This is a genomic window from Rhizobium sp. YTUHZ045 (assembly GCF_051124255.1).
Lineage (GTDB): Bacteria > Pseudomonadota > Alphaproteobacteria > Rhizobiales > Rhizobiaceae > Rhizobium.
On sequence record NZ_CP101432.1, the window covers coordinates 3,716,461 to 3,735,104 of the forward strand.

Sequence of the window (18,644 nt, forward strand, 5' to 3'; positions counted from 1 at the left end):
TTTCCTGCGGCAGCCCCGAAAACTCGGGCCTCACGGCCGAATGGCGGCCGATCCGGAACCGTTTCTTAACCCTGTCCTGTCAAGACTTCAGGGACGATTTGCCTGACCTTTAGAGTGTTGCGTGTTCATCATGGCGGTCATAGAAACAGCGGAGAAACTGCTGCCCGGGGGCCTGCGCCCGATCGGCGGCCGTATGCTGCGCATGTTTGCCGCCATGCTCACTGAACGCGGAGAAAAGGCCGCGGCCCGTCGCATGGCGCTGACGGCCTTTTCGATCCGTATCCTCAGCGCCGCGCTCGCCTTTATCTCGCAGATCGTGCTCGCACGGCTGATGGGCGAACATGAATATGGCATCTTCGTTTTCGTCTGGGTGCTGATCGTCGTCGTTGGCGATCTCTCCTGTCTCGGCTTCCACACCGCCATCGTCCGCTTCCTGCCGCAGTACAAGGCGGCGGGCGCTTTCGATGAGATCCGCGGCCTGACCGGCACGGCGCGTACCTTCGCGCTGCTTTCCGGCACGGTGATGCTCGCCGCCGGCATGATCGGGCTTCATTTCTTCGGCGATATGATCGAGAGCTATTATCTCGTCCCGATCTTCATCGGCCTGCTTGCCATGCCGATGATCGCGCTCGGCGATATTCTGGAGGGCACGTCGCGGGCGAACCATTGGCCGGTGATGGCGCTGAGCCCGGTCTATATCATCCGGCCGATTCTCATCATCGTCTTCATGCTGATTGCGATTGCGAAGGGCGCAGAGCATACGGCTGTCACTGCCATGCAGGCAGCGCTTGTCGCGACCTTCGTCACCGCTCTTGGCCAGTATGGCGCGACACTCTTGCGCCTCCGCCGGCATTATGACGAAGGTCCGCGCAAGGTCAACTTCCTCGCCTGGCTGAGCGTCGCCTTCCCGATCTTCCTCATTGAGGGCGTGAGTTTCCTGCTCACCAATTCCGATGTCATCGTTGTCGGCATTTTCCTTGAACCGCACGACGTCGCCGTCTATTTCGCCGCCGCCAAGACCATGGCGCTGGTGCATTTCATCAATTTCTCGGTCAAGGCCGCTTCCGGCCCGCGCTTTTCCTCGATCATTGCCGAAGGCGATCAATCCCAGCTCGCCAACGCCGCTGCCGACGCCGCCCGCTGGACCTTCTGGCCGGCGCTGGTGGTCGGCCTTGCGGTGCTCGCGACCGGCCATCTGCTGCTGTCGCTGTTCGGCGGCGCCTTCACGTCAGGTTATCTTGTCATGGCGATCCTGCTCGCCGGCATCCTTGCCAAGTCACTGGTCGGCCCGGCTGAAACGCTGCTGATGATGGCGGGCAAGCAGAACCTCTGTGTGGCGCTCTATGCCGGCGCATTGGCTGCCAATGTCGGCCTCAACCTCGCTTTGAGCCCGCACTACGGCATCGAAGGCACCGCCATCGCCACGGCCTCGGCCATGGCAGTCGAGGCTATCCTCCTGCATGTCGCCGTGCGCCGCACGCTCGGCATCGCCCTCTTCGCCTTCGCCAGCCCCTCCGCCGCAACGCCAGAAATGAGAGTTCGATAGATGGTGCGCCTGCCCCCCGTCACCGAAAGCACCGACAGCATCAGCAACCGCATGATCCATGAGCTCGCGGCGCTGCATTTCGAAGCGCCGCAGGCCGAGGCCCGTGCCGAGATCGGCCGGCCGGGGCGCGAGCTCTGCCTCTATCCTGGCAAGCTCGGCTACGAACTTCAGGATGAGCTCGACTTCCTGTCCAACCGGGCGATGGAACCGAACGTCTTTTTCTCCGGCCGCTTCCTTGCGCCCGCCATGCCGCGGATCGAAGACCGGCAGGTCAATTTCGCCCTGATCCGCGATCACGGCGCCGGCCGTAGCCGCATGCGTTTCCTCCTGCCGTTTTCGGTCGACAGACCGGGCTTTGCCGTCGGCCCCTCGATTATCCGCGGCTGGTCGAACAGCTTCGGCCCGCTCGGCACACCGCTCGTCGACAGCGAAGACGCGGCCGAAACCCTCGACAATCTCTTCGAGGGGCTGACTGCTCCCGATCTCAATCTGCCGAACACACTGGTCTTGCCCGATCTGAGATTGAACGGCATTTTCGTGCGTATGCTCAAGGCCGTGGCGCTCGGCCGCAACCTTCCGCTCACCGTGGCCAATCCCTATCTGCGCCCCATGCTGCAGAGTGAGGAAGAGGCGCCCGCCTATCTCGGCAAAACAATATCCTCGTCGCATATGCGCGAGATGCGCCGACAGTGGCGCCTGCTTGAGGAACAGGGAACGGCGGTCTATGCCGTCGCCCGCCAGCCGCGCGACGTCCACGTCCGCTTCGAGGAATTCCTGGCGATGGAGGCCGGCGGCTGGAAGGGCAAACGCCGAAGTGCTCTCGTCACCGATCGCTACCATACCGCCTTCGCGCGCGAAGCCGTCTCGAACCTTGCCGCCGTCGACGCCGTGCGCATCCATACGATCGATCTCAACGGCAAGGCGATCGCCGCCATCGTCGTTCTGATGATGGGCGGCGAGGCCTATACCTGGAAGACGGCCTATGACGAGAACTATGCCCGCTATTCGCCGGGCAAGCTCCTGATGAGCGAGCTCACGGAATGGCACCTCGATGACGCCAATATCGTGCGCTCGGATTCCTGCGCCGTCTCCGACCACCCGATCATGAGCCGCTTCTGGCAGGAGCGCGAGGAGATGGGAACTTTGGTCATCGGTCTGACGCAGAATGGCGACCGCGACATGCGCCAGGCCGCCGCCCAGCTGCACATGTATCGCAGCACCCGCAACATGGCGAAAATGCTGCGCGAGAAGATCATGTCGCTCGCCGGCCGAGGCTAAAGCATCTCCGGGATGCTTAGCCCTCAGCCGCAGCCTTCTCCCGCAGCAGCCGGCGGATGACCTTGCCGGTTGTCGTCAACGGCAATGACTCGACGAATTCCACCTCGCGCGGATATTCGTGCATCGAAAGCCGCATCTTCACCCATTCCCTGATTTCGGCGGCCAGCGCCTCGCTCGGCGAATGACCGGGTGACAGCACGATATAGGCCTTGACGATCTCGGTGCGCACCGCATCGGGTTTGCCGACGGCCGCGGCAAGCTGCACGGCGGGATGGCCGATCAGGCAATCCTCGATCTCGGCCGGGCCGATGCGATATCCGGACGATGTGATCACGTCGTCGTCGCGGCCTTCGAAGGTGACGTAGCCGTCTTCGTCCTGCCGGCCGATGTCGCCGGTAAGCAGCCAGCCGTGGAGAAATTTTCGTTCGGTCGCCGCCGCGTCGTTCCAATAGCCGAGGAACATGACGGGATCGGGACTGGCGATAGCGATCTGACCGGATTCGCCCGCCGGCAGTTCGTCACCGGCCTCGCTGACGATCGCGACACGATGGCCGGGCACCGCGCGTCCGATAGCGCCGGCCTTGGTGACGCCAAAGGCGGCACTCGACGACAGCACGAAATTGCATTCCGTCTGGCCGTAGAATTCGTTGACGGTGATGCCGAGCGTGCGCTGCGCCCAATCATAGGTCTCGCGGCCGAGTGCTTCTCCCGCCGAGCCGATGGTGCGCAGCACCAGATCATATTTCGACCTGGGGTCGGAAACCGACCGCATCAGCCGAAGCGCCGTCGGTGGAATGAAGGCATTGCGCACCTTCATCTCTGCCATGATCCGATAGGCCATCTCGGCATCGAATTTCTGCGCCGGCGACGAGACGACGGGGACGCCGAGCAGAAGGCTCGGCAGCAACACGTTGAGCAGCCCGCCGGCCCAAGCCCAGTCGGACGGGGTCCAGACCTTGTCGCCCGCCTTGGGAAACCCTTCATGGGCGAACTGCATGCCAGGGATATGCCCGGGCAGAACACGGTGGCCATGCAATGCGCCCTTGGGCGACCCCGTCGTGCCCGAGGTGAAGATCATCAGCGCCGGATCGTCGGGCGTTGTCTTCTCTCCCTCGAAGACCGGCGCATGCGAGGCGGTCAAATCGGCAAAGGAGAGGGCGTCGGCAGCGTCGCTGACGCTGATCATTTGTCGCAGCTCCGGCAGGCGATCGCGGATTTGCCGGACCCGATCAAGGCCGAAATCATTGGTGATGATTGCCGCCGCGCCTGAGATTCTGAGCCGATATTCGAGCGCCTCGACGCCGAACAGCAGTGCCAGTGGCAGGGCGATTGCACCCATTTTATAGATCGCGACGTGCGCAATCACGGTCTCGAAGGACTGGGGCATCAGCAGAGCGACACGATCGCCGCGCTTGATGCCGAGCGACGCCAGCGCATTGGCGAACATGGAGGAAGTACCGGAAAGCTCGCCATAGGTCAGCGAACGATGATTGCCGTCCGGACTGAAATGCTCCAGACAGACGCGCTCCGGATGTCGCACCGCCCATTCGTCGCTGACGGCGCGGCCGATATTGAAATCCTCCGGAATCCGCCAGGAAAAATCACGGTAGAGATCGCCATAACGATCGAAGGACGGCAGTCGCATAGTCGGATTCCGGTGAAATGCTGCACCAGCTAACACCTTGCGGCGCGGATACGCAAGCTGCAGGGAAAAACGGCAGATCACGCACCAGTGGGGGCATTGTCCGGAGATTGTTTATTCAGCCCCTGCGACTTTCGCGGTTGCGCACTAGATCATGAAACGCCGCGCGGGGTTATCTCAAGTCTTGGAGTTTTTCATGGAATACGTCAAATTCGGAAAGACCGGGCTCGAAGTCTCGAAAATCTGCCTGGGCTGTATGACCTTCGGTGATCCCGGCCGCGGCAATCATGCCTGGAGCTTGCGGGAAGAGGAAAGCCGGACGATCATCAAACAGGCGATCGACCTCGGCATCAATTTCCTCGACACCGCCAATACCTATTCCAACGGTTCCTCGGAGGAGATCGTCGGCCGCGCAATCAAAGACTTCGCCAAGCGCGAGGACATCGTGCTGGCGACCAAGGTGTTCAACCGCATGCGGCCGGGCCCGAACGGCGCCGGTCTGTCACGCAAAGCGATCTTCGACGAGATCGACAATAGCTTGCGCCGTCTCGGCACCGACTATGTCGACCTCTACAGATCCATCGTTTCGACTATACGACGCCGATCGAGGAAACGCTGGAAGCACTGCATGACATCGTCAAATCGGGCAAGGCGCGTTATATCGGCGCCTCGTCGATGTATGCTTGGCAATTCGCCAAGGCACTCTACATCTCTCGGCTGAACGGCTGGACCGAGTTCGTCAGCATGCAGAACCACCTGAACTTGCTTTACCGGGAAGAAGAGCGGGAAATGCTGCCCTTCTGCGAAGACCAGAAGATCGCCGTCATCCCCTGGAGCCCGCTGGCCCGTGGCCGCCTGACCCGCGACTGGGACGAGACGACGGCGCGTAGCGAAACCGACGAATTCGGCAAGACGCTTTACACGCAGTCCGTCGATGCCGACCGCAAGATCGTCAATGCCGTCGCCGAAATCGCCGGAGCCCGGGGCATTTCCCGCGCCCAGGTCGCCACCGCCTGGATCCTGCAGAAGAACGTGGTCACTGCGCCGATCATCGGCGCATCCAAACCGAACCACCTGACGGACGCCGTTGCCTCGCTGTCGGTCAAACTCACCACCGAGGAAATCGCGGCACTCGAAGCGCCCTACATCCCGCACGCCATCGCCGGCTTCAAATAGCCGCCGGCATCTCGATCGGCAGACTGGCGTGGAGAGGGTCGGGATATCGGCATCGGCGCTCGGGATTATGCCCGGCTGGCGGGGTCGAGCTGCCGACGCATCGTCACCAGGAACTGCTCGGCAAGTCCCCTGTCCTCGACGGCGCGCGCAAGAATCACTGCACCCATCATCGATGAGAGCGTCGTCGCGGCATTGGCGCGGCGCTCATCTTCGGTCTCGCCGTGAACGATATCGGCAAGCGTGTCGACCAATACGGACAGCCCGTCGCTGAAGACCGCCCGCATCGCGCCGCGGCTGCGGCTCACCTCCTGGATCAATGTCGCGAAGACGCAGCTGCCGCCTGGATCGTCAACAGTGCGCCAGTGGATATAATGGTCGAGAAGCGCTTGCAGCGGCCTGTCCGGAGACTCGGCAATATGTTCCTTCCAGCGCCTCTCGACCTTGTCGATCAGCTTGCGGCTGACCTCAAGCGCCAACTCGTCCTTGGAACTGAAGTGGCCGTAGAAGCCACCATGCGTCAGCCCCGCCGCCTTCATGATGTCGGCGACGCCGACGCCGTCGAAACCGTTCTCGCGAAAGAGCACGCCGGCAACAGTGAGGATCCTCTCGCGGTTCTCGGCAAATTTTTCGCGGCTGACCCGCATCTTCATTCTCCAGAAATCGTCGCTTGACAAAATATATGATGTCCATCATCAATAAGCAAGAAATATGATGACCATCATGTAAATTGGTTCTGTATCTTCCCCAACCTGAATTCGAATGGAATCCCCTCATGGTTTCAACAGTTCTTGCCTCCTCCCTTGCGCGGCGCAACATTCATTACGGTTGGGTCGTCGTTGCCGCGACCTTTCTGACCATGCTGGTGACAGCAGGCGCCATGGGCGCGCCCGGCGTCCTCATCAAGCCGCTACAGGACGAGTTCGGCTGGGAAACGTCGCAGATCTCCTCAGCGCTGGCGATTCGCTTGATCCTTTTCGGCTTCATGGGTCCGTTCGCCGCTGCCTTCATGAATTATTTCGGCGTCCGTAAGGTTATCGTCTTTGCGCTGGCGCTGATCGGCGCGGGCTTTGTCGGCTCGCTGTTCATGACAAAGCTTTGGCATCTGCTGGCGCTGTGGGGTGTCGTCGTCGGCTTCGGCACCGGCCTGACGGCGATGGTGCTGGCGGCGACGGTTTCGACGCGCTGGTTTGTCAAGCATCGCGGCCTTGTCGTCGGCATGCTCTCGGCAAGCTCGGCGACCGGGCAGCTCGTCTTCCTGCCGCTGATGGCGGAACTGACCGAACGTTACGGCTGGCGTGCCACCGTGTTCTTCGTCTGCGCCATGATCATGGCGGCCGCCCTTCTCGTCCTTCTCTTCATGCGTGACCGCCCCTCGGACGTGAATCTGCCCTCTCTGGGAGAATCCCATGTCACGCCCGCTCCCGCCCGCACGACGCTCGGCACGGCCCTGATGACGCCGATCACCTCGCTCCGCGAAATCTCGACGACCTCGACTTTCTGGATCCTGTTTGCCACCTTCTTCATCTGCGGCCTCAGCACCAACGGCCTGATCCAGACCCATTTCGTCACCCTCTGCGGCGATTTCGGCATCGTGCCGGTTGCCGCCGCCAGTGTCCTTGCCGTCATGGGCATCTTCGATTTCTTCGGCACCATCGGCTCCGGCTGGCTCTCTGACCGCTTCGACAATCGTTGGCTGCTCTTCTGGTATTACGGCCTGCGCGGTCTCTCGCTGCTCTATCTGCCGTTCAGCGATTTCAGCTTCTACGGTCTCTCCATCTTTGCCATCTTCTACGGCCTCGACTGGATCGCCACCGTGCCGCCCACCGTCAAGATCGCCGCCGATCGCTTCGGCCGCGAAAAGGCCGGTCTCGTCTTCGGCTGGGTCTTTGCCGGCCACCAGCTGGGCGCTGCCACGGCAGCCTATGGCGCCGGCCTGTCTCGCACGGAATTATCGAGCTACCTGCCCGCCTTTTTCGTCGCCGGTGCCTTCTGCCTGCTGGCTTCGATCCTGGCGATTACGCTGAAGAAGTCCGGGCTGCCCAGTGCGGCACCCGCCGCCGCTCATTGAGATCGACGGGATCCGGCCTCGTAACGAGGCCGGATTTCCCGCGGCATCGCCGCGATAACTTCACTCGCCCGTCTTGCGCCCTCGCCCGCTCGCATGTTAGACACCCGCCTCGTCTGGATCCGTTGCCCCATTGGCGGAATTGGTAGACGCGCTCGACTCAAAATCGAGTTTCGAAAGAAGTGCTGGTTCGACCCCGGCATGGGGCACCAGCCTTCGCGCTGCGGAGCTTCGGCTCGGCGAGCCGAAGAGCAGCCAAGCGGAGGCTGTCGCGCCGTAGTTCCGTCAGGAACGAAGGCGGACTGTTCGACAATCTCCGGTTAGCTGCACCATCATCTCAAATGACTTTGTGTAGCCCCTACCTCTAAAGACCTAAGCGGGACTACGGAGCAAGTTTCGCCTCCGAGTGAAGCCTACTTGTTCTTCAGCAGCCACATCTTGCCGGCCATGGTAATGCCGTAGACATCCTTTGATGCATCATCATCCAGGTGCCGCCGCTCGAGGAAGCCCGGCTCTTTCAACTCGCTGAGCGTCTTTGCCGTGACCGATTTCACCTTCTGCGGCCGCTCTTTCCAGCGGTCGGTCTTTGCGTAGGTCACCGTCGCGTTCTGATGGGTCCATTTATTCGCCGGCTGAGGATAGAGATCGCCATCCCTGGCGAGTTTGAGTGCGGTGATCTGGGATGGGGTAAGCTCAATCATATCGAAAATCCTTTGCCGGGTTCTTTGCGCTTGGAATGCGCTCCGAGCGAAGGGGCTCATAACATCGACTGATCACGTCCGCCACCGCATTGAGCTGTCCGTGCCGCGAAAGGCGAAAACCCGGCTTGTCGAAGCCGGGCTTCGTCTTTGCCGCGGATTTTCGTCAATAGCAGCGCCTGACCGTCCTGGTCACCTCGCCTTCATCGGTCTGGCGCGTGACACTCCTGGTTTCGCAGCCATCATGCCGATAGCGGCGGTGCTCACGTTCACGCACAGCACCGAAAGTGACGCCGCGCTCACTGATGGTGATGCCGGGCCGTACCCGCTCCTGGCGATAATCGTCGTCATAGGAACGCTCCCTGACATAGACGCTATCGGCAAGCACCGGCGCCGCAAACGAACAGGCGGCAAGGGCCGCCACAGCACAGTTCAGGATGATCTTCCGCATATCCTTTCTCCTTCTCTTGATGAAAAGGCAACGACCCAAGACGCAAGTGGTTCCAGCATCAGCAACAGCTCGTTCATGCCGCGAGCAGTCGCAGGCCCATTATTTCCGACTGAATAAAGCCCCCGTCGGCGGCCGCAAAACGCAAATCAACTATTTAATTTTGCTTGCGCTTCGTCCAAGGTGGCGGCCGTTACCATCAGGCGAGGGCAGACGTGCATCAGGAAGTAGGACTCATTGCGACGGTCGCCGTCAGTTTTGTTTTCGCGGCCGTCCTCGGTTATGGCGCCGACCGGCTGCGGCTGCCGCCGCTCGTCGGCTATCTGATGGCCGGCATCCTGATGGGCCCGTTCACACCGGGCTTTGTCGCCGATACCGCTCTTGCCGGCCAGCTCGCCGAAATGGGCGTCATCCTGCTGATGTTTGGCGTCGGCCTGCATTTTTCCGCCTCCGACCTGCTCGCTGTACGCGGGATCGCCGTGCCGGGCGCGATCGGCCGAATTATCCTCGCCACCCTGCTGGGCATCGGCCTCTGCATGCTCTGGGGCTGGAGCCTCGGCGCCGGCGTCGTCTTCGGGCTCAGCCTCTCGGTGGCGAGTACGGTCGTGCTCCTGAAGGCGCTAGAGGAACGTAATCTCGTCAATGCGCCAAGCGGGCGCGTCGCCGTCGGCTGGCTAATCGTCGAGGATCTGGTGATGGTGCTGGCGCTGGTGCTGCTGCCGGCGCTGGCAGAGCTTCTCGGCGGCCACGCCGTCGACACCAATCACGGCTTCGGTGATCTGCCGCTGGCACTGACGATCGGACTGACCTTGTTCAAGGTGCTGGCCTTCGCCGCCATGGCGGTCTTCCTCGGCCCCCGTATCGTGCCCTGGCTGCTGACGATGATCGCCCGCACCGGCTCGCGCGAACTCTTCACACTGACGGTGCTGGCGATCGCGCTCGGAATCGCCTTCGGCTCGGCGGCGATTTTCGGCGTCTCCTTCGCGCTAGGCGCGTTTTTCGCCGGCGTCGTCATGAGCGAATCCCAGCTCAGCCACAGAGCGGCGGCCGATTCGCTACCGTTGCAGAACGCCTTCTCCGTGCTGTTCTTCGTCTCGGTCGGCATGCTCTTCGACCCCTCGATCCTGGTGCGCCAGCCGCTGGCGGTGATTGGCGCCCTGGCGCTCGTCATTCTCGGCAAGGCCGTCATCACCTTCGCCATCGTCATGCTGCTGCGATATCCGATCGGCATGGGGCTGACCTTGGCCGGCGGCCTTGCCCAGATCGGCGAATTTTCCTTCATCCTCGCCGGCCTCGGCGTCTCGCTCGGGCTACTGCCGCATGAAGGCCAGGATCTCATCCTGGCTGCAGCGATCCTGTCGATCACGCTCAACCCGATCGTGATCATCGCAACCGAGGGCTTGAAGAACTATATCCATGCGCAATGGCCCTCCGTCTTCGAAAGCTTCGGTAGAAAGAGGCAGATAACGCTCGGCAAGGAACTGGAAAAGATCAGGGCGCTCGGCGAGGAACGCGAACGCCAGCATCAGCTGAAGATGCAGCAGCTGATCGAAACCTTTCCGCTGTTCTCTCAGGTCGGGGAGGATGCGCAGGAAGAGCTGCTGCTGCTCTTCAAGGCGAAGTCGGCTCCACCAGGCGAACGTGTCATCCGTCGCGGCGATCGCGGCGACAGCATGTACTTCATCTCCTCAGGCGCGGTCGAAGTGCGCCTAGCCAGCGGCGCGATCCGCCTGGAGCCGGGCGCCTTCTTCGGGGAGATGGCATTGCTGAGCGGCGGAAGGCGTACGGCCGACGTCATCGCCGTCGACTTTTGTCAGTTCGAAGTGCTCGAGAGGCGCGATTTCAATATGTTCATGTCGCATCACCCCAACTTGCGCGCCATCGTCAGCGAAATGGCGCAAAAACGCACGGAAATGAACGTCCTGCGTCAGCAATGGGAAAAGTCGATGGATCTGTCCTGAGGGCGCGGCGCTCGTCTCAACCCGCCGGCCAATAGGCGTCAGAGCGGAAATCGTCTGGGATCGGGTCGAGCCGCGACAAGGTCTCGGCTGCGAAATCGATCTGCAGCGACAGGTATTTCAGGGAGGCCAGCATCGGCACACCGGTGGCAAATTCCCGGATGCGGGAAGGGTGATAACCACTTTCCTTGAGCCGCCGGTTCGCTTCCCGGCGCACATCTTCCCGGCTCGGTCCCGAACCTGCTTCAGCCCGCCCATTCATCTGCGCGGCCCGCCCAAGGCCGCCTTCGATCACTTTGAACATTTCATGCCACCCTGCACGTCGACCACGTAAACCTTGCCCTAGAATGGCCGATTCGCAATCCCATGAAATCCTGGGAGAGGCGGCGACGCCTCCGCATCACAAAATTTTTAGACGGCGGTGGCACGAAGGACACGGGCGAGCATTTACAGCGCCGCATACGACCCCTAAAGCTTTTTGCACCGCAATAGGAAAGGAATGGAATGCTTCGCAGACTTTACGACTGGACCATGTCTCTGGCCTCGCGCAAATCGGCCGAAGTCTGGCTCGCCGTCATCGCCTTCGTCGAAAGCTCCGTCTTTCTCGTTCCCGCCGACGTGCTTTTCCTGCCAATGGCGCTTGCCAAGCCGGAACGCTCCTATCGCTATGCACTGATCGCTACCGTTGCCTCCGTGCTCGGCGGCATTGCCGGCTGGGCGCTCGGCTATTACGCCTACGAGACGGTGGCGCGGCCGATTCTCGAATTCTACGGCAAATTCGATGATTTCGAACAGCTGCGAAACTCGATCCATGGCGAATGGGAAATTTTGCTGCTGTTTTTGGTGACCTCCGGCTTGGCCCATCTGCCGCCGATCAAGGTCGTAACCATTATGGCGGGCGCCATCGGTATAAATCTGAGCTTCTTTGTCATTTCTGCCATTGTCGCTCGCGGCGCCCGGTTCCTACTTTTGGCTTGGCTGCTGCGTCGCTATGGCGAACCGATCCGCGATTTCATCGAGAAGCGTCTCGGCCAGATCGTAGGTGTCGGTGCTGCCGTGCTGATTATGCTCGGTATCGCCTACAAACTACTTGCTCACTAGGCCCACTTTGCGGAGTTCCGCCATGACTGCCACTTCCTCGCCGCTCGCCCGCCCCGGCTTTATCTATTCCATATTGCTTGCTATCGGCATGGCGGCTGTGGTTGGCGCCGCGCTTGGATTTCAATATATCGGCGGCTATATTCCCTGCGCACTCTGCCTGCTGCAGCGCCAGCCCTATTATTATGCCATCCCGATCGCCATTCTCGCTGCCATCTGCGAGCTTGCCGGTCTGCCGAACTGGATTTCCCGTGCAATGCTGCTTGCGGCCGGCATCCTGATGCTGGTGACCGCCGGCATGGGCGTCTATCACGCCGGCGTGGAATGGCATTTCTGGCCGGGGCCGGCGACCTGCTCGACGACCGCAAACAGCATGACGAGCAATGCCGGCGATCTGCTGACCGAGCTCAATACGATCAAAGGCCCATCCTGCACCGATGCAGCGCTCAGGGTGCTTGGCCTGTCTTTCGCAGGCTGGAACGTGATCGCCGGCATTCTGCTCGCAGCTTTCGCCTTCGTCGGCGTCCGCAAATCTGCGTGAGGTGAGCCTATCAGGGCTGCAGTTCGGTATCCCAATAGAGATAGTCGAGCCAGCTTTCATGCAGATAGTTGGGCGGAAACAGCCGGCCATTATTGTGCAGATCCTGCACCGTCGGCTGATAGGGCTTCTGCGACGGGAACATGCCCGCCTGCTTCGGAAGCTTGCTGCCCTTGCGCAGATTGCAGGGCGAGCAGGCTGCCACGACATTCTCCCAGGTCGTCTCACCGCCATGGGCGCGCGGGATGACGTGGTCGAAAGTCAGATCGTCGTGGGAGCCGCAATACTGGCACTCGAACCGGTCGCGCAGGAAGACATTGAACCGGGTGAAAGCCGGATTGCGGGATGGCTGAACGTAAGTCTTCAGGCATACGACACTCGGAAGCCGCATCGAAAAGCTCGGTGAGGAAACCGAATGTTCATATTCCGCGATGATATTCACACGGTCGAGAAAGACCGCCTTGATCGCGTCCTGCCAGGACCAAAGCGACAAGGGATAATAACTCAGCGGCCGGTAGTCAGCGTTCAGGACGAGCGCCGGCAGGGCCTGCGGGGAGACTGCAATCGTCAAGGGACTCTCCTGATCGATTCGGCATCTGCTCCTGTATATTAGGCCGGTTGTTACAGGATTGTGAAGTCCAATAAATTCAGAGGATAAAGGCAATTTGAAGAGTGTTGCCGATCAGCCGGTCGGTACCATGTCGCGCCGCATTTTCGTTGCGTAATAGGCCCAGAAAAGCCGCGCCGCCACGGAGCGCCACGGCGACCAGATCTCCGAAAGCTTGGCAAGCGCCTTTGTTTGCGGCCGCGCCGCAAGTCCAAGCGCAGCGCCGACGGCATTCTGCAGCGCCACATCGCCAGCCGGAAAGACATCGGCGTGGCCGCCGCAGAACATCAGATAAACCTGCGCCGTCCATGAACCGACGCCCTTCAAGGCGGTGAGTTCGCCAAGCGCTTCGTCCGGTGGCTTCAGACAGAGTCTGGAAAGATCGAGGCGGCCGGAGACAACGGCTTCCGCAACCCGCGACAGCGTGTCGGCCTTGGCGCGCGACAGGCCGAATTCCCGCCATGTCTCGGGCCCTAGCAGCATGTAACCTTCGGCCGTCAGCGGCCCGTCCGTCGGCAGCATGCGCCGCCAGATCGCCTCGGCGCTGGCACGCGAGACCATTTGCGAGACGATGATATGGGCAAGGCCGGCAAAACCGGGTTCGCGCAACCGCAGTGGAACAGGCCCTGCGTCCGCCGCGATTGGTACAAGGCGCGGATCGAGACGCAGCAATGCTTCGAGCCCCAGCTTGACGTCATCGTCGTTGCGGATGATCTCCACGCGTCCTCCCAGTGGTTCGAAATTCAAATTCGTGGCAGAAGAAAGCATGACCACGAGCGAGCGTCAAAAACCTGTCTTTCGTTTTGCGCCGAGTCCGAACGGATCGCTGCATCTCGGCCATGCGCTGTCGGCCTTTTTGAACCGGGATATGGCCGAAAGCGAAAACGGCCGGCTGCTGCTGCGCATCGAGGATATCGACCAGATGCGCTGCACGCCTGAATTCGAGGCCGGCATCCTGAGGGACCTCGACTGGCTTGCCATCGACTGGGAAAGCCCGGTGCGGCGCCAATCGGAACATTTCCCGGAATATCAGGCGGCGCTCCACGCATTGATCGAACGCGGCCTGGTCTACCCGGCCTTCCTGACGCGCGGCGAGGTGAAGGCGCGTGTCTCCGCCTACGAGGCAACGGGCCAATCCTGGCCGCGCGACCCCGATGGCACGCCGCATTACCCGCCGATTGATCGCGAGCGGCCTGAGGCCGAATGGCGGGACATCCTTTCCTCGGGGAAAAAACATGCCTGGCGGCTTGATATGCGCAAGGCGCTCGACCTGATCGGCGAACTGCTGTTCTGGACCGAAACCGGCGACGGCAGGACGGGCGAGATCGCCGCCGAACCCGAGGTCTGGGGAGACGTCATCCTGTCTCGCTCGGATGCACCCTCGAGTTATCATCTTTCGGTGGTCGTCGACGATGCGCTGCAGGGCGTCACCCATGTCGTACGCGGGCTCGACCTCTTTCACGCCACGTCGGTGCACCGGTTGCTGCAGGTGCTGCTCGGCCTGCCGCAGCCCCTCTATCACCACCATCGTCTCATTCTCGATGCCAATGGCCGCAAGCTTTCGAAAAGCGAAGGTGACAGCGGCCTTGCCGAATTGCGTGCCCAGGGCATGTCAGGGGCCGATATTCGCCGCCTTGTCGGGCTCTGACCGCCGCTCGACACGCTCTCTGCCGACGATCGAAAGTGTGTGGGAGAACATCCGGAAGACGCGGAACTTGATCAGCGCCGCGTTGATCTCTGCGCCGATGATGAAGATGACGCCGACCATGTAGAGAAAGATCAGCACGATCATCACCGAGGCGAGACCGGCATAGGTCGCGGTATAATTGGCGAAGGTCGCGAGATAATAGGCAAAGACCAACGCGCCGGCGAGCCACAGAAGCAGCGTCAGCAGCACGCCGGGAATGACGTCGAACACCCGCCGCTTGCCGGCCGGCAGCCACAGATGCATGACCAGCAGGCCGACGGTGAGCACGACAAGTGTGCCGTAGATGCGCCAGCTGAAGACGACGTCGAGCGTATCGGCAAACAGCGGAAGCCACTTCCGGGCATAGTCGAGAGCCAATGGCACGGCCACCAGCAGAATGCTGATCGCCGCGAAGATGATGACGGCAATCAGCACATAGCCGAGGCTGGCGAGGCGGGTGAAATACCACGGCCGCGTTTCCTGCACCCGGTAGGCACGGTTGAGCGAGATTCGAAGCGCTTCTACCCCGTTCGAGGCGAAATAGGCCGCCGCCAGCACCGAGATCGTCAACAGCCCGCCGCGCTGAATGGTAAGGACCTGGAGCACCTGGTCGGCGAGCGGCTTGGCGATCGCTTCCGGCCAGGTGTCGAATATCAGATGGATGGCGGTGGAGGAAAACTGATCGGCGCCGAGGAAGCTTGCAAGCGCCGTGCCGAAGATCAGGAAAGGGAAGACCGCAAGCAGGCTCGACAAAGCCACGTGGCTCGCCATCGCAAATCCGTCATCCTCGACCATGTGACAGATCGCGTCATAGACCACGTCGTAGATCGTGCGCAGCACCTTCGGCATTCCGTCTCCGGGTTTCCAGATTGTATCCTCTGGCCGAATATGGGAAACGAGTCCCATTTTGTACAGGAATCATTCCATGGCGGAACAGCGCACAATCGTCGTCACCGGCTGTTCCTCCGGCATCGGCGCTTACTGCGCCCGGGCGCTGAAAGCCGATGGCTGGCGTGTCTTTGCGACGGTGCGCAAGGCGGATGATCTGCCGGCACTGGAAGCCGACGGCATCGAAGCCTTCGTGATGGACTATGCCAGGGCCGACACCATCTGCGACCTGGCAGCCGCGGTCCTCGATCGCAGCGGCGGCCGCATCGACGCACTCTTCAACAATGGTGCCTATGGCCAGCCTGGTGCCGTCGAGGATCTGTCGTCGGCGGCGCTGCGAGCGCAGTTCGAAGCGAACTTCTTCGGCTGGCACGAATTGACGCGGCAGCTCATTCCGTCGATGCGCAACCATGGTCGCGGACGGATCGTGCAATGCTCCTCCATTCTCGGCCTGGTTCCTTATCGCTATCGCGGTGCCTACACCGCCTCGAAATTTGCGCTCGAGGGCCTCAGCATCACCCTGCGCATGGAGCTCTCCGGCAGCGGCATCCATGTGAGCCTGATCGAGCCCGGGCCGATCGCCACGCGTTTCACCGCAAATGCGCTCGCAAAGTTCAAAGAAAACATCGACCTCGAGAATTCGCCGCACGCAGCCGATTATGCCAGACAGTTGGCGAGACTTGACGGCTCCGGGCCGGTCAACCGCCACAAACTTGGCCCGGACGCGGTCTATTCGGTGTTGAAACACGCATTGAACTCGAAAAGACCAAGGCCACATTATCCTGTAACGACTCCGGCTAAACAGGGCATGCTCCTGAAGCGGCTGCTTCCGGCGGACCTCTTCTACAATCTGATGCGCTGGACCGATTGACCGAGAAAGTTGAATACCATGTCCACGGCCACCTATATCCTTGCGATCATCGTCATGGGCCTCGTCGCCCTCGTGCTGATCCGCGGCCTCTTCAACATGATGAAGGGCGGCGATGCCAACCGTTCCAACAAGCTGATGCAGCTTCGTGTGCTGCTGCAGGCCATCGCCGTCATCCTGATCATGATCACCCTCTGGATCACCGGCGGCGGCCGGCCGACGTGAGGAAACCATAGTGGAGGTTTTGATGACGAATGGGAATGACAGAGCCGAGGTGATGCCGGATGAGGTGTCTCTCCAGGCAGCGTCAGGTTTGGCGAAAGGGCGAACTCCATTCTTCGTCATCCTCGGCCTTGAGCCGAGGATCCAAGCCGCGGCTGCTGGTGGGCGCCGTGTAGATGCTCGGGTCAAGCCCACAGCGGTTCGGTTTGTACCAGTGGCTGCCCCTCACCCCAACCCTCTCCCCGTTCCGACGGGGAGAGGGGACGTGCCCTGCGAGACGTCAGTGAGGAGCGGAGAGGGTGCAGCATGTTCCCTTCTCCCCGTGAAAACGGGGAGAAGGTGGCGGCAGCCGGATGAGGGGCCGGCCTCGCCGATCTCCGGCCTTGCAAAAGCCCTCCCGCCAGGCGGTGCTACATGGTGAAACTCAACAGGATCTACACCAAAACCGGCGATGACGGCACGACCGGGCTGGTTTCCGGCCCGCGCCGGCTTAAGGACGATCTGCGCGTCGAAGCCTATGGCACGATCGACGAAGCCAATTCGGCGATCGGCCTGGCGCGGCTGCACACATCAGGCTTGCCCGAGCTCGACGCCATGCTGATGTCGATCCAGAACGACCTCTTCGATCTCGGCGCCGATCTCGCTACGCCCGATACCGGAGAGACGCCGGCCTACGAACCGCTGCGGATCGTCGAGACCCAAGTCGACCGCGTCGAGCGCGACATCGATCAGTTGAACTCCGGTCTCGAGCCGCTGAAATCCTTCATCCTGCCGGGCGGCAGTCCCGCTGCCGCACATCTGCATCTTGCCCGCACGATTGCGAGGCGCGCCGAACGTCTGATGGTGGCGCTTGCCCGCAGCGACGGTGAAATCGTCAGCGAGCCTGCAAGGAAATACGTCAATCGGCTCTCGGATTTCCTCTTCGTGGCGGCCCGTCACGCGAATGAACGCGGTCGTGCGGATGTGCTTTGGGTTCCGGGAAAAAACAGATAGGTTTGCCGCGATCACGATCGCCGGGGGGCCTTATGTTCATACCACTTCATGATGCCAATACGCTGAAGCATATCAAGGTTCAGTGGGTGACCCTGGCTTTGATCATCCTGAATGTCGCGGTCTGGCTCTTCACCAGCCTGGAGAGCGAACTGGCAGCCCAGGCGACGACGGTCGGCCTCGGCTTCATCCCGGCGATCGCCTTCGGGCACGCCCAATTGGCACAGGGATTGGAAATCGTGCCGGAACCGCTCACCTATCTCACCTATGCCTTCGTCCATACCGGCTTCTGGCATCTGGCCTCCAACATGGTCTTCCTCTGGGTCTTCGGCGACAATGTCGAGGACGCGATGGGGCATATGCGTTTCCTGCTTTTCTACCTCCTCTGCGCCGCTGCCGGCGCCCTTTGCCACGGGCTGCTGACGGCGACATCGGAAGCGCCGCTGGTCGGCGCTTCCGGGGCGATCTCCGGCGTCATTGCCGCCTATGTCATGCTGCATCCGCGCGTCAGGGTCTGGGTGCTGGTGTTCCTGCGTGTGCCCTTGCCCCTGCCGGCCTTCGTGCCGCTGCTTTTGTGGATCGGACAACAATTCTTCATGCTGGCGATTGCGCCGGATGGCGATGTTTCCTGGGGCGCCCATGTCGGCGGCATCCTTGCCGGTGCCCTGCTGATTCTCGTCCTGCGCCGTCCAGGCGTGCCGCTCTTCGACCGTGAAATCGTAACGCCTCGCGCCGTAAGGGATGAAGCCGGCGCCGTTGCGGCCGGCACGGGCAGCCGCAACGAGCAGCGTCTTCCCTGGGGTCGAGACCGACGTTGACCGATATATTGACGTGTACGTAAACGTTCATATATTGCCGAGGCGAATCCCTGCCGGCATCATGCAAGCGTTGTATTTGGAGGAAAAACGCGTATCCATGTCGCCATTCGACAATCG

General features: G+C 61.4%; 19 protein-coding genes, 1 tRNA gene and 1 pseudogene. 13 read left to right on the top strand and 8 right to left on the bottom strand.

Going from position 1 to position 18,644, the window contains the following annotated elements:
* Nucleotides 1–130 precede the first annotated feature (130 nt).
* Both NMA58_RS18320 and NMA58_RS18325 read left to right on the top strand, forming a co-directional pair.
* Complete coding sequence (locus NMA58_RS18320; protein ID WP_434711528.1) at nucleotides 131–1,546, top strand: lipopolysaccharide biosynthesis protein; 1,416 nt, start codon at nucleotides 131–133, stop codon at nucleotides 1,544–1,546.
* A complete protein-coding gene (locus NMA58_RS18325) occupies nucleotides 1,547–2,824 on the top strand; it encodes a GNAT family N-acetyltransferase (RefSeq protein WP_430960174.1) in 1,278 nt (425 codons plus the stop codon).
* A 16-nt stretch (nucleotides 2,825–2,840) separates the two neighbouring features.
* On the opposite strand, the gene NMA58_RS18330 is transcribed toward NMA58_RS18325, so the two are convergent.
* The gene (locus NMA58_RS18330) at nucleotides 2,841–4,469 is read right to left on the bottom strand and encodes an AMP-binding protein (RefSeq protein WP_434711529.1); all 1,629 of its coding nucleotides are present in this window, start codon (nucleotides 4,467–4,469) and stop codon (nucleotides 2,841–2,843) included.
* Between the two features lie 193 nt (nucleotides 4,470–4,662).
* Between NMA58_RS18330 and NMA58_RS18335 the strand changes: the two are divergent.
* Nucleotides 4,663–5,642 (top strand): annotated as a pseudogene (locus NMA58_RS18335) (aldo/keto reductase).
* Between the two features lie 65 nt (nucleotides 5,643–5,707).
* Here the strand turns inward: NMA58_RS18335 and NMA58_RS18340 are convergent.
* Nucleotides 5,708–6,286: a TetR/AcrR family transcriptional regulator gene (locus NMA58_RS18340; protein WP_434711530.1), complete on the bottom strand. Its 579-nt coding sequence runs from the start codon at nucleotides 6,284–6,286 to the stop codon at nucleotides 5,708–5,710.
* Nucleotides 6,287–6,414: 128 nt separating this feature from the next.
* Here NMA58_RS18340 and NMA58_RS18345 point away from each other — a divergent pair, with 128 nt between their 5' ends.
* On the top strand, nucleotides 6,415–7,710 hold the full coding sequence (locus tag NMA58_RS18345) for an MFS transporter (protein ID WP_434711531.1): 1,296 nt from the start codon (nucleotides 6,415–6,417) through the stop codon (nucleotides 7,708–7,710).
* 124 nt (nucleotides 7,711–7,834) lie between these two features.
* Nucleotides 7,835–7,919: transfer RNA gene (locus tag NMA58_RS18350), tRNA-Leu, on the top strand.
* Between the two features lie 201 nt (nucleotides 7,920–8,120).
* Here NMA58_RS18350 and NMA58_RS18355 read toward each other — a convergent pair.
* Both NMA58_RS18355 and NMA58_RS18360 read right to left on the bottom strand, forming a co-directional pair.
* Nucleotides 8,121–8,408, bottom strand: a complete 288-nt coding sequence (locus NMA58_RS18355; protein WP_085779616.1) for a hypothetical protein — start codon at nucleotides 8,406–8,408, stop codon at nucleotides 8,121–8,123.
* Nucleotides 8,409–8,571: 163 nt separating this feature from the next.
* Nucleotides 8,572–8,856 (bottom strand): hypothetical protein, encoded by a 285-nt coding sequence (locus NMA58_RS18360; RefSeq protein WP_434711532.1) that lies wholly within the window; start codon nucleotides 8,854–8,856, stop codon nucleotides 8,572–8,574.
* A 212-nt stretch (nucleotides 8,857–9,068) separates the two neighbouring features.
* Between NMA58_RS18360 and NMA58_RS18365 the strand changes: the two genes are divergently transcribed.
* Nucleotides 9,069–10,814, top strand: a complete 1,746-nt coding sequence (locus tag NMA58_RS18365) for a cation:proton antiporter domain-containing protein (protein WP_434711533.1) — start codon at nucleotides 9,069–9,071, stop codon at nucleotides 10,812–10,814.
* Between the two features lie 16 nt (nucleotides 10,815–10,830).
* On the opposite strand, the gene NMA58_RS18370 is transcribed toward NMA58_RS18365, so the two are convergent.
* Nucleotides 10,831–11,115: a hypothetical protein gene (locus NMA58_RS18370; protein ID WP_434711534.1), complete on the bottom strand. Its 285-nt coding sequence runs from the start codon at nucleotides 11,113–11,115 to the stop codon at nucleotides 10,831–10,833.
* A gap of 200 nt (nucleotides 11,116–11,315) precedes the next feature.
* Between NMA58_RS18370 and NMA58_RS18375 the strand changes: the two genes are divergently transcribed.
* Together NMA58_RS18375 and NMA58_RS18380 are read left to right on the top strand one after the other, a co-directional pair.
* On the top strand, nucleotides 11,316–11,912 hold the full coding sequence (locus NMA58_RS18375) for a YqaA family protein (protein ID WP_183705388.1): 597 nt from the start codon (nucleotides 11,316–11,318) through the stop codon (nucleotides 11,910–11,912).
* 22 nt (nucleotides 11,913–11,934) lie between these two features.
* Complete coding sequence (locus tag NMA58_RS18380; RefSeq protein WP_183705386.1) at nucleotides 11,935–12,450, top strand: disulfide bond formation protein B; 516 nt, start codon at nucleotides 11,935–11,937, stop codon at nucleotides 12,448–12,450.
* 10 nt (nucleotides 12,451–12,460) lie between these two features.
* Here the strand turns inward: NMA58_RS18380 and NMA58_RS18385 are convergent, their stop codons facing one another.
* Both NMA58_RS18385 and NMA58_RS18390 read right to left on the bottom strand, forming a co-directional pair.
* The gene (locus NMA58_RS18385) at nucleotides 12,461–13,018 is read right to left on the bottom strand and encodes an HNH endonuclease (RefSeq protein WP_085779620.1); all 558 of its coding nucleotides are present in this window, start codon (nucleotides 13,016–13,018) and stop codon (nucleotides 12,461–12,463) included.
* A gap of 111 nt (nucleotides 13,019–13,129) precedes the next feature.
* Nucleotides 13,130–13,822: a DNA-3-methyladenine glycosylase family protein gene (locus NMA58_RS18390; RefSeq protein WP_434711535.1), complete on the bottom strand. Its 693-nt coding sequence runs from the start codon at nucleotides 13,820–13,822 to the stop codon at nucleotides 13,130–13,132.
* Between NMA58_RS18390 and gluQRS the strand changes: the two genes are divergently transcribed.
* A complete protein-coding gene (gluQRS, locus tag NMA58_RS18395) occupies nucleotides 13,821–14,702 on the top strand; it encodes a tRNA glutamyl-Q(34) synthetase GluQRS (protein WP_434711536.1) in 882 nt (293 codons plus the stop codon). The two genes, NMA58_RS18390 and gluQRS, sit on opposite strands and share 2 nt — an antisense overlap.
* Here the strand turns inward: gluQRS and NMA58_RS18400 are convergent.
* Nucleotides 14,667–15,590, bottom strand: a complete 924-nt coding sequence (locus NMA58_RS18400; protein WP_085779623.1) for a YihY/virulence factor BrkB family protein — start codon at nucleotides 15,588–15,590, stop codon at nucleotides 14,667–14,669. The genes gluQRS and NMA58_RS18400 overlap by 36 nt on opposite strands.
* Nucleotides 15,591–15,666: 76 nt before the next feature.
* Between NMA58_RS18400 and NMA58_RS18405 the strand changes: the two genes are divergently transcribed.
* The 4 genes from NMA58_RS18405 to NMA58_RS18420 all read left to right on the top strand — a co-directional run bounded on the left by NMA58_RS18405 (nucleotide 15,667) and on the right by NMA58_RS18420 (nucleotide 18,527).
* Nucleotides 15,667–16,500 (top strand): SDR family oxidoreductase, encoded by an 834-nt coding sequence (locus NMA58_RS18405; protein ID WP_434711537.1) that lies wholly within the window; start codon nucleotides 15,667–15,669, stop codon nucleotides 16,498–16,500.
* Nucleotides 16,501–16,518: 18 nt separating this feature from the next.
* Nucleotides 16,519–16,722 carry a twin transmembrane helix small protein gene (locus NMA58_RS18410; RefSeq protein ID WP_085779625.1) on the top strand — a complete coding sequence of 68 codons (204 nt, stop codon included), beginning with the start codon at nucleotides 16,519–16,521 and terminating at the stop codon, nucleotides 16,720–16,722.
* Between the two features lie 411 nt (nucleotides 16,723–17,133).
* Nucleotides 17,134–17,712 carry a cob(I)yrinic acid a,c-diamide adenosyltransferase gene (locus NMA58_RS18415; protein WP_097601620.1) on the top strand — a complete coding sequence of 193 codons (579 nt, stop codon included), beginning with the start codon at nucleotides 17,134–17,136 and terminating at the stop codon, nucleotides 17,710–17,712.
* A gap of 32 nt (nucleotides 17,713–17,744) precedes the next feature.
* Complete coding sequence (locus NMA58_RS18420) at nucleotides 17,745–18,527, top strand: rhomboid family intramembrane serine protease (RefSeq protein WP_434711538.1); 783 nt, start codon at nucleotides 17,745–17,747, stop codon at nucleotides 18,525–18,527.
* Nucleotides 18,528–18,644 lie beyond the last annotated feature (117 nt).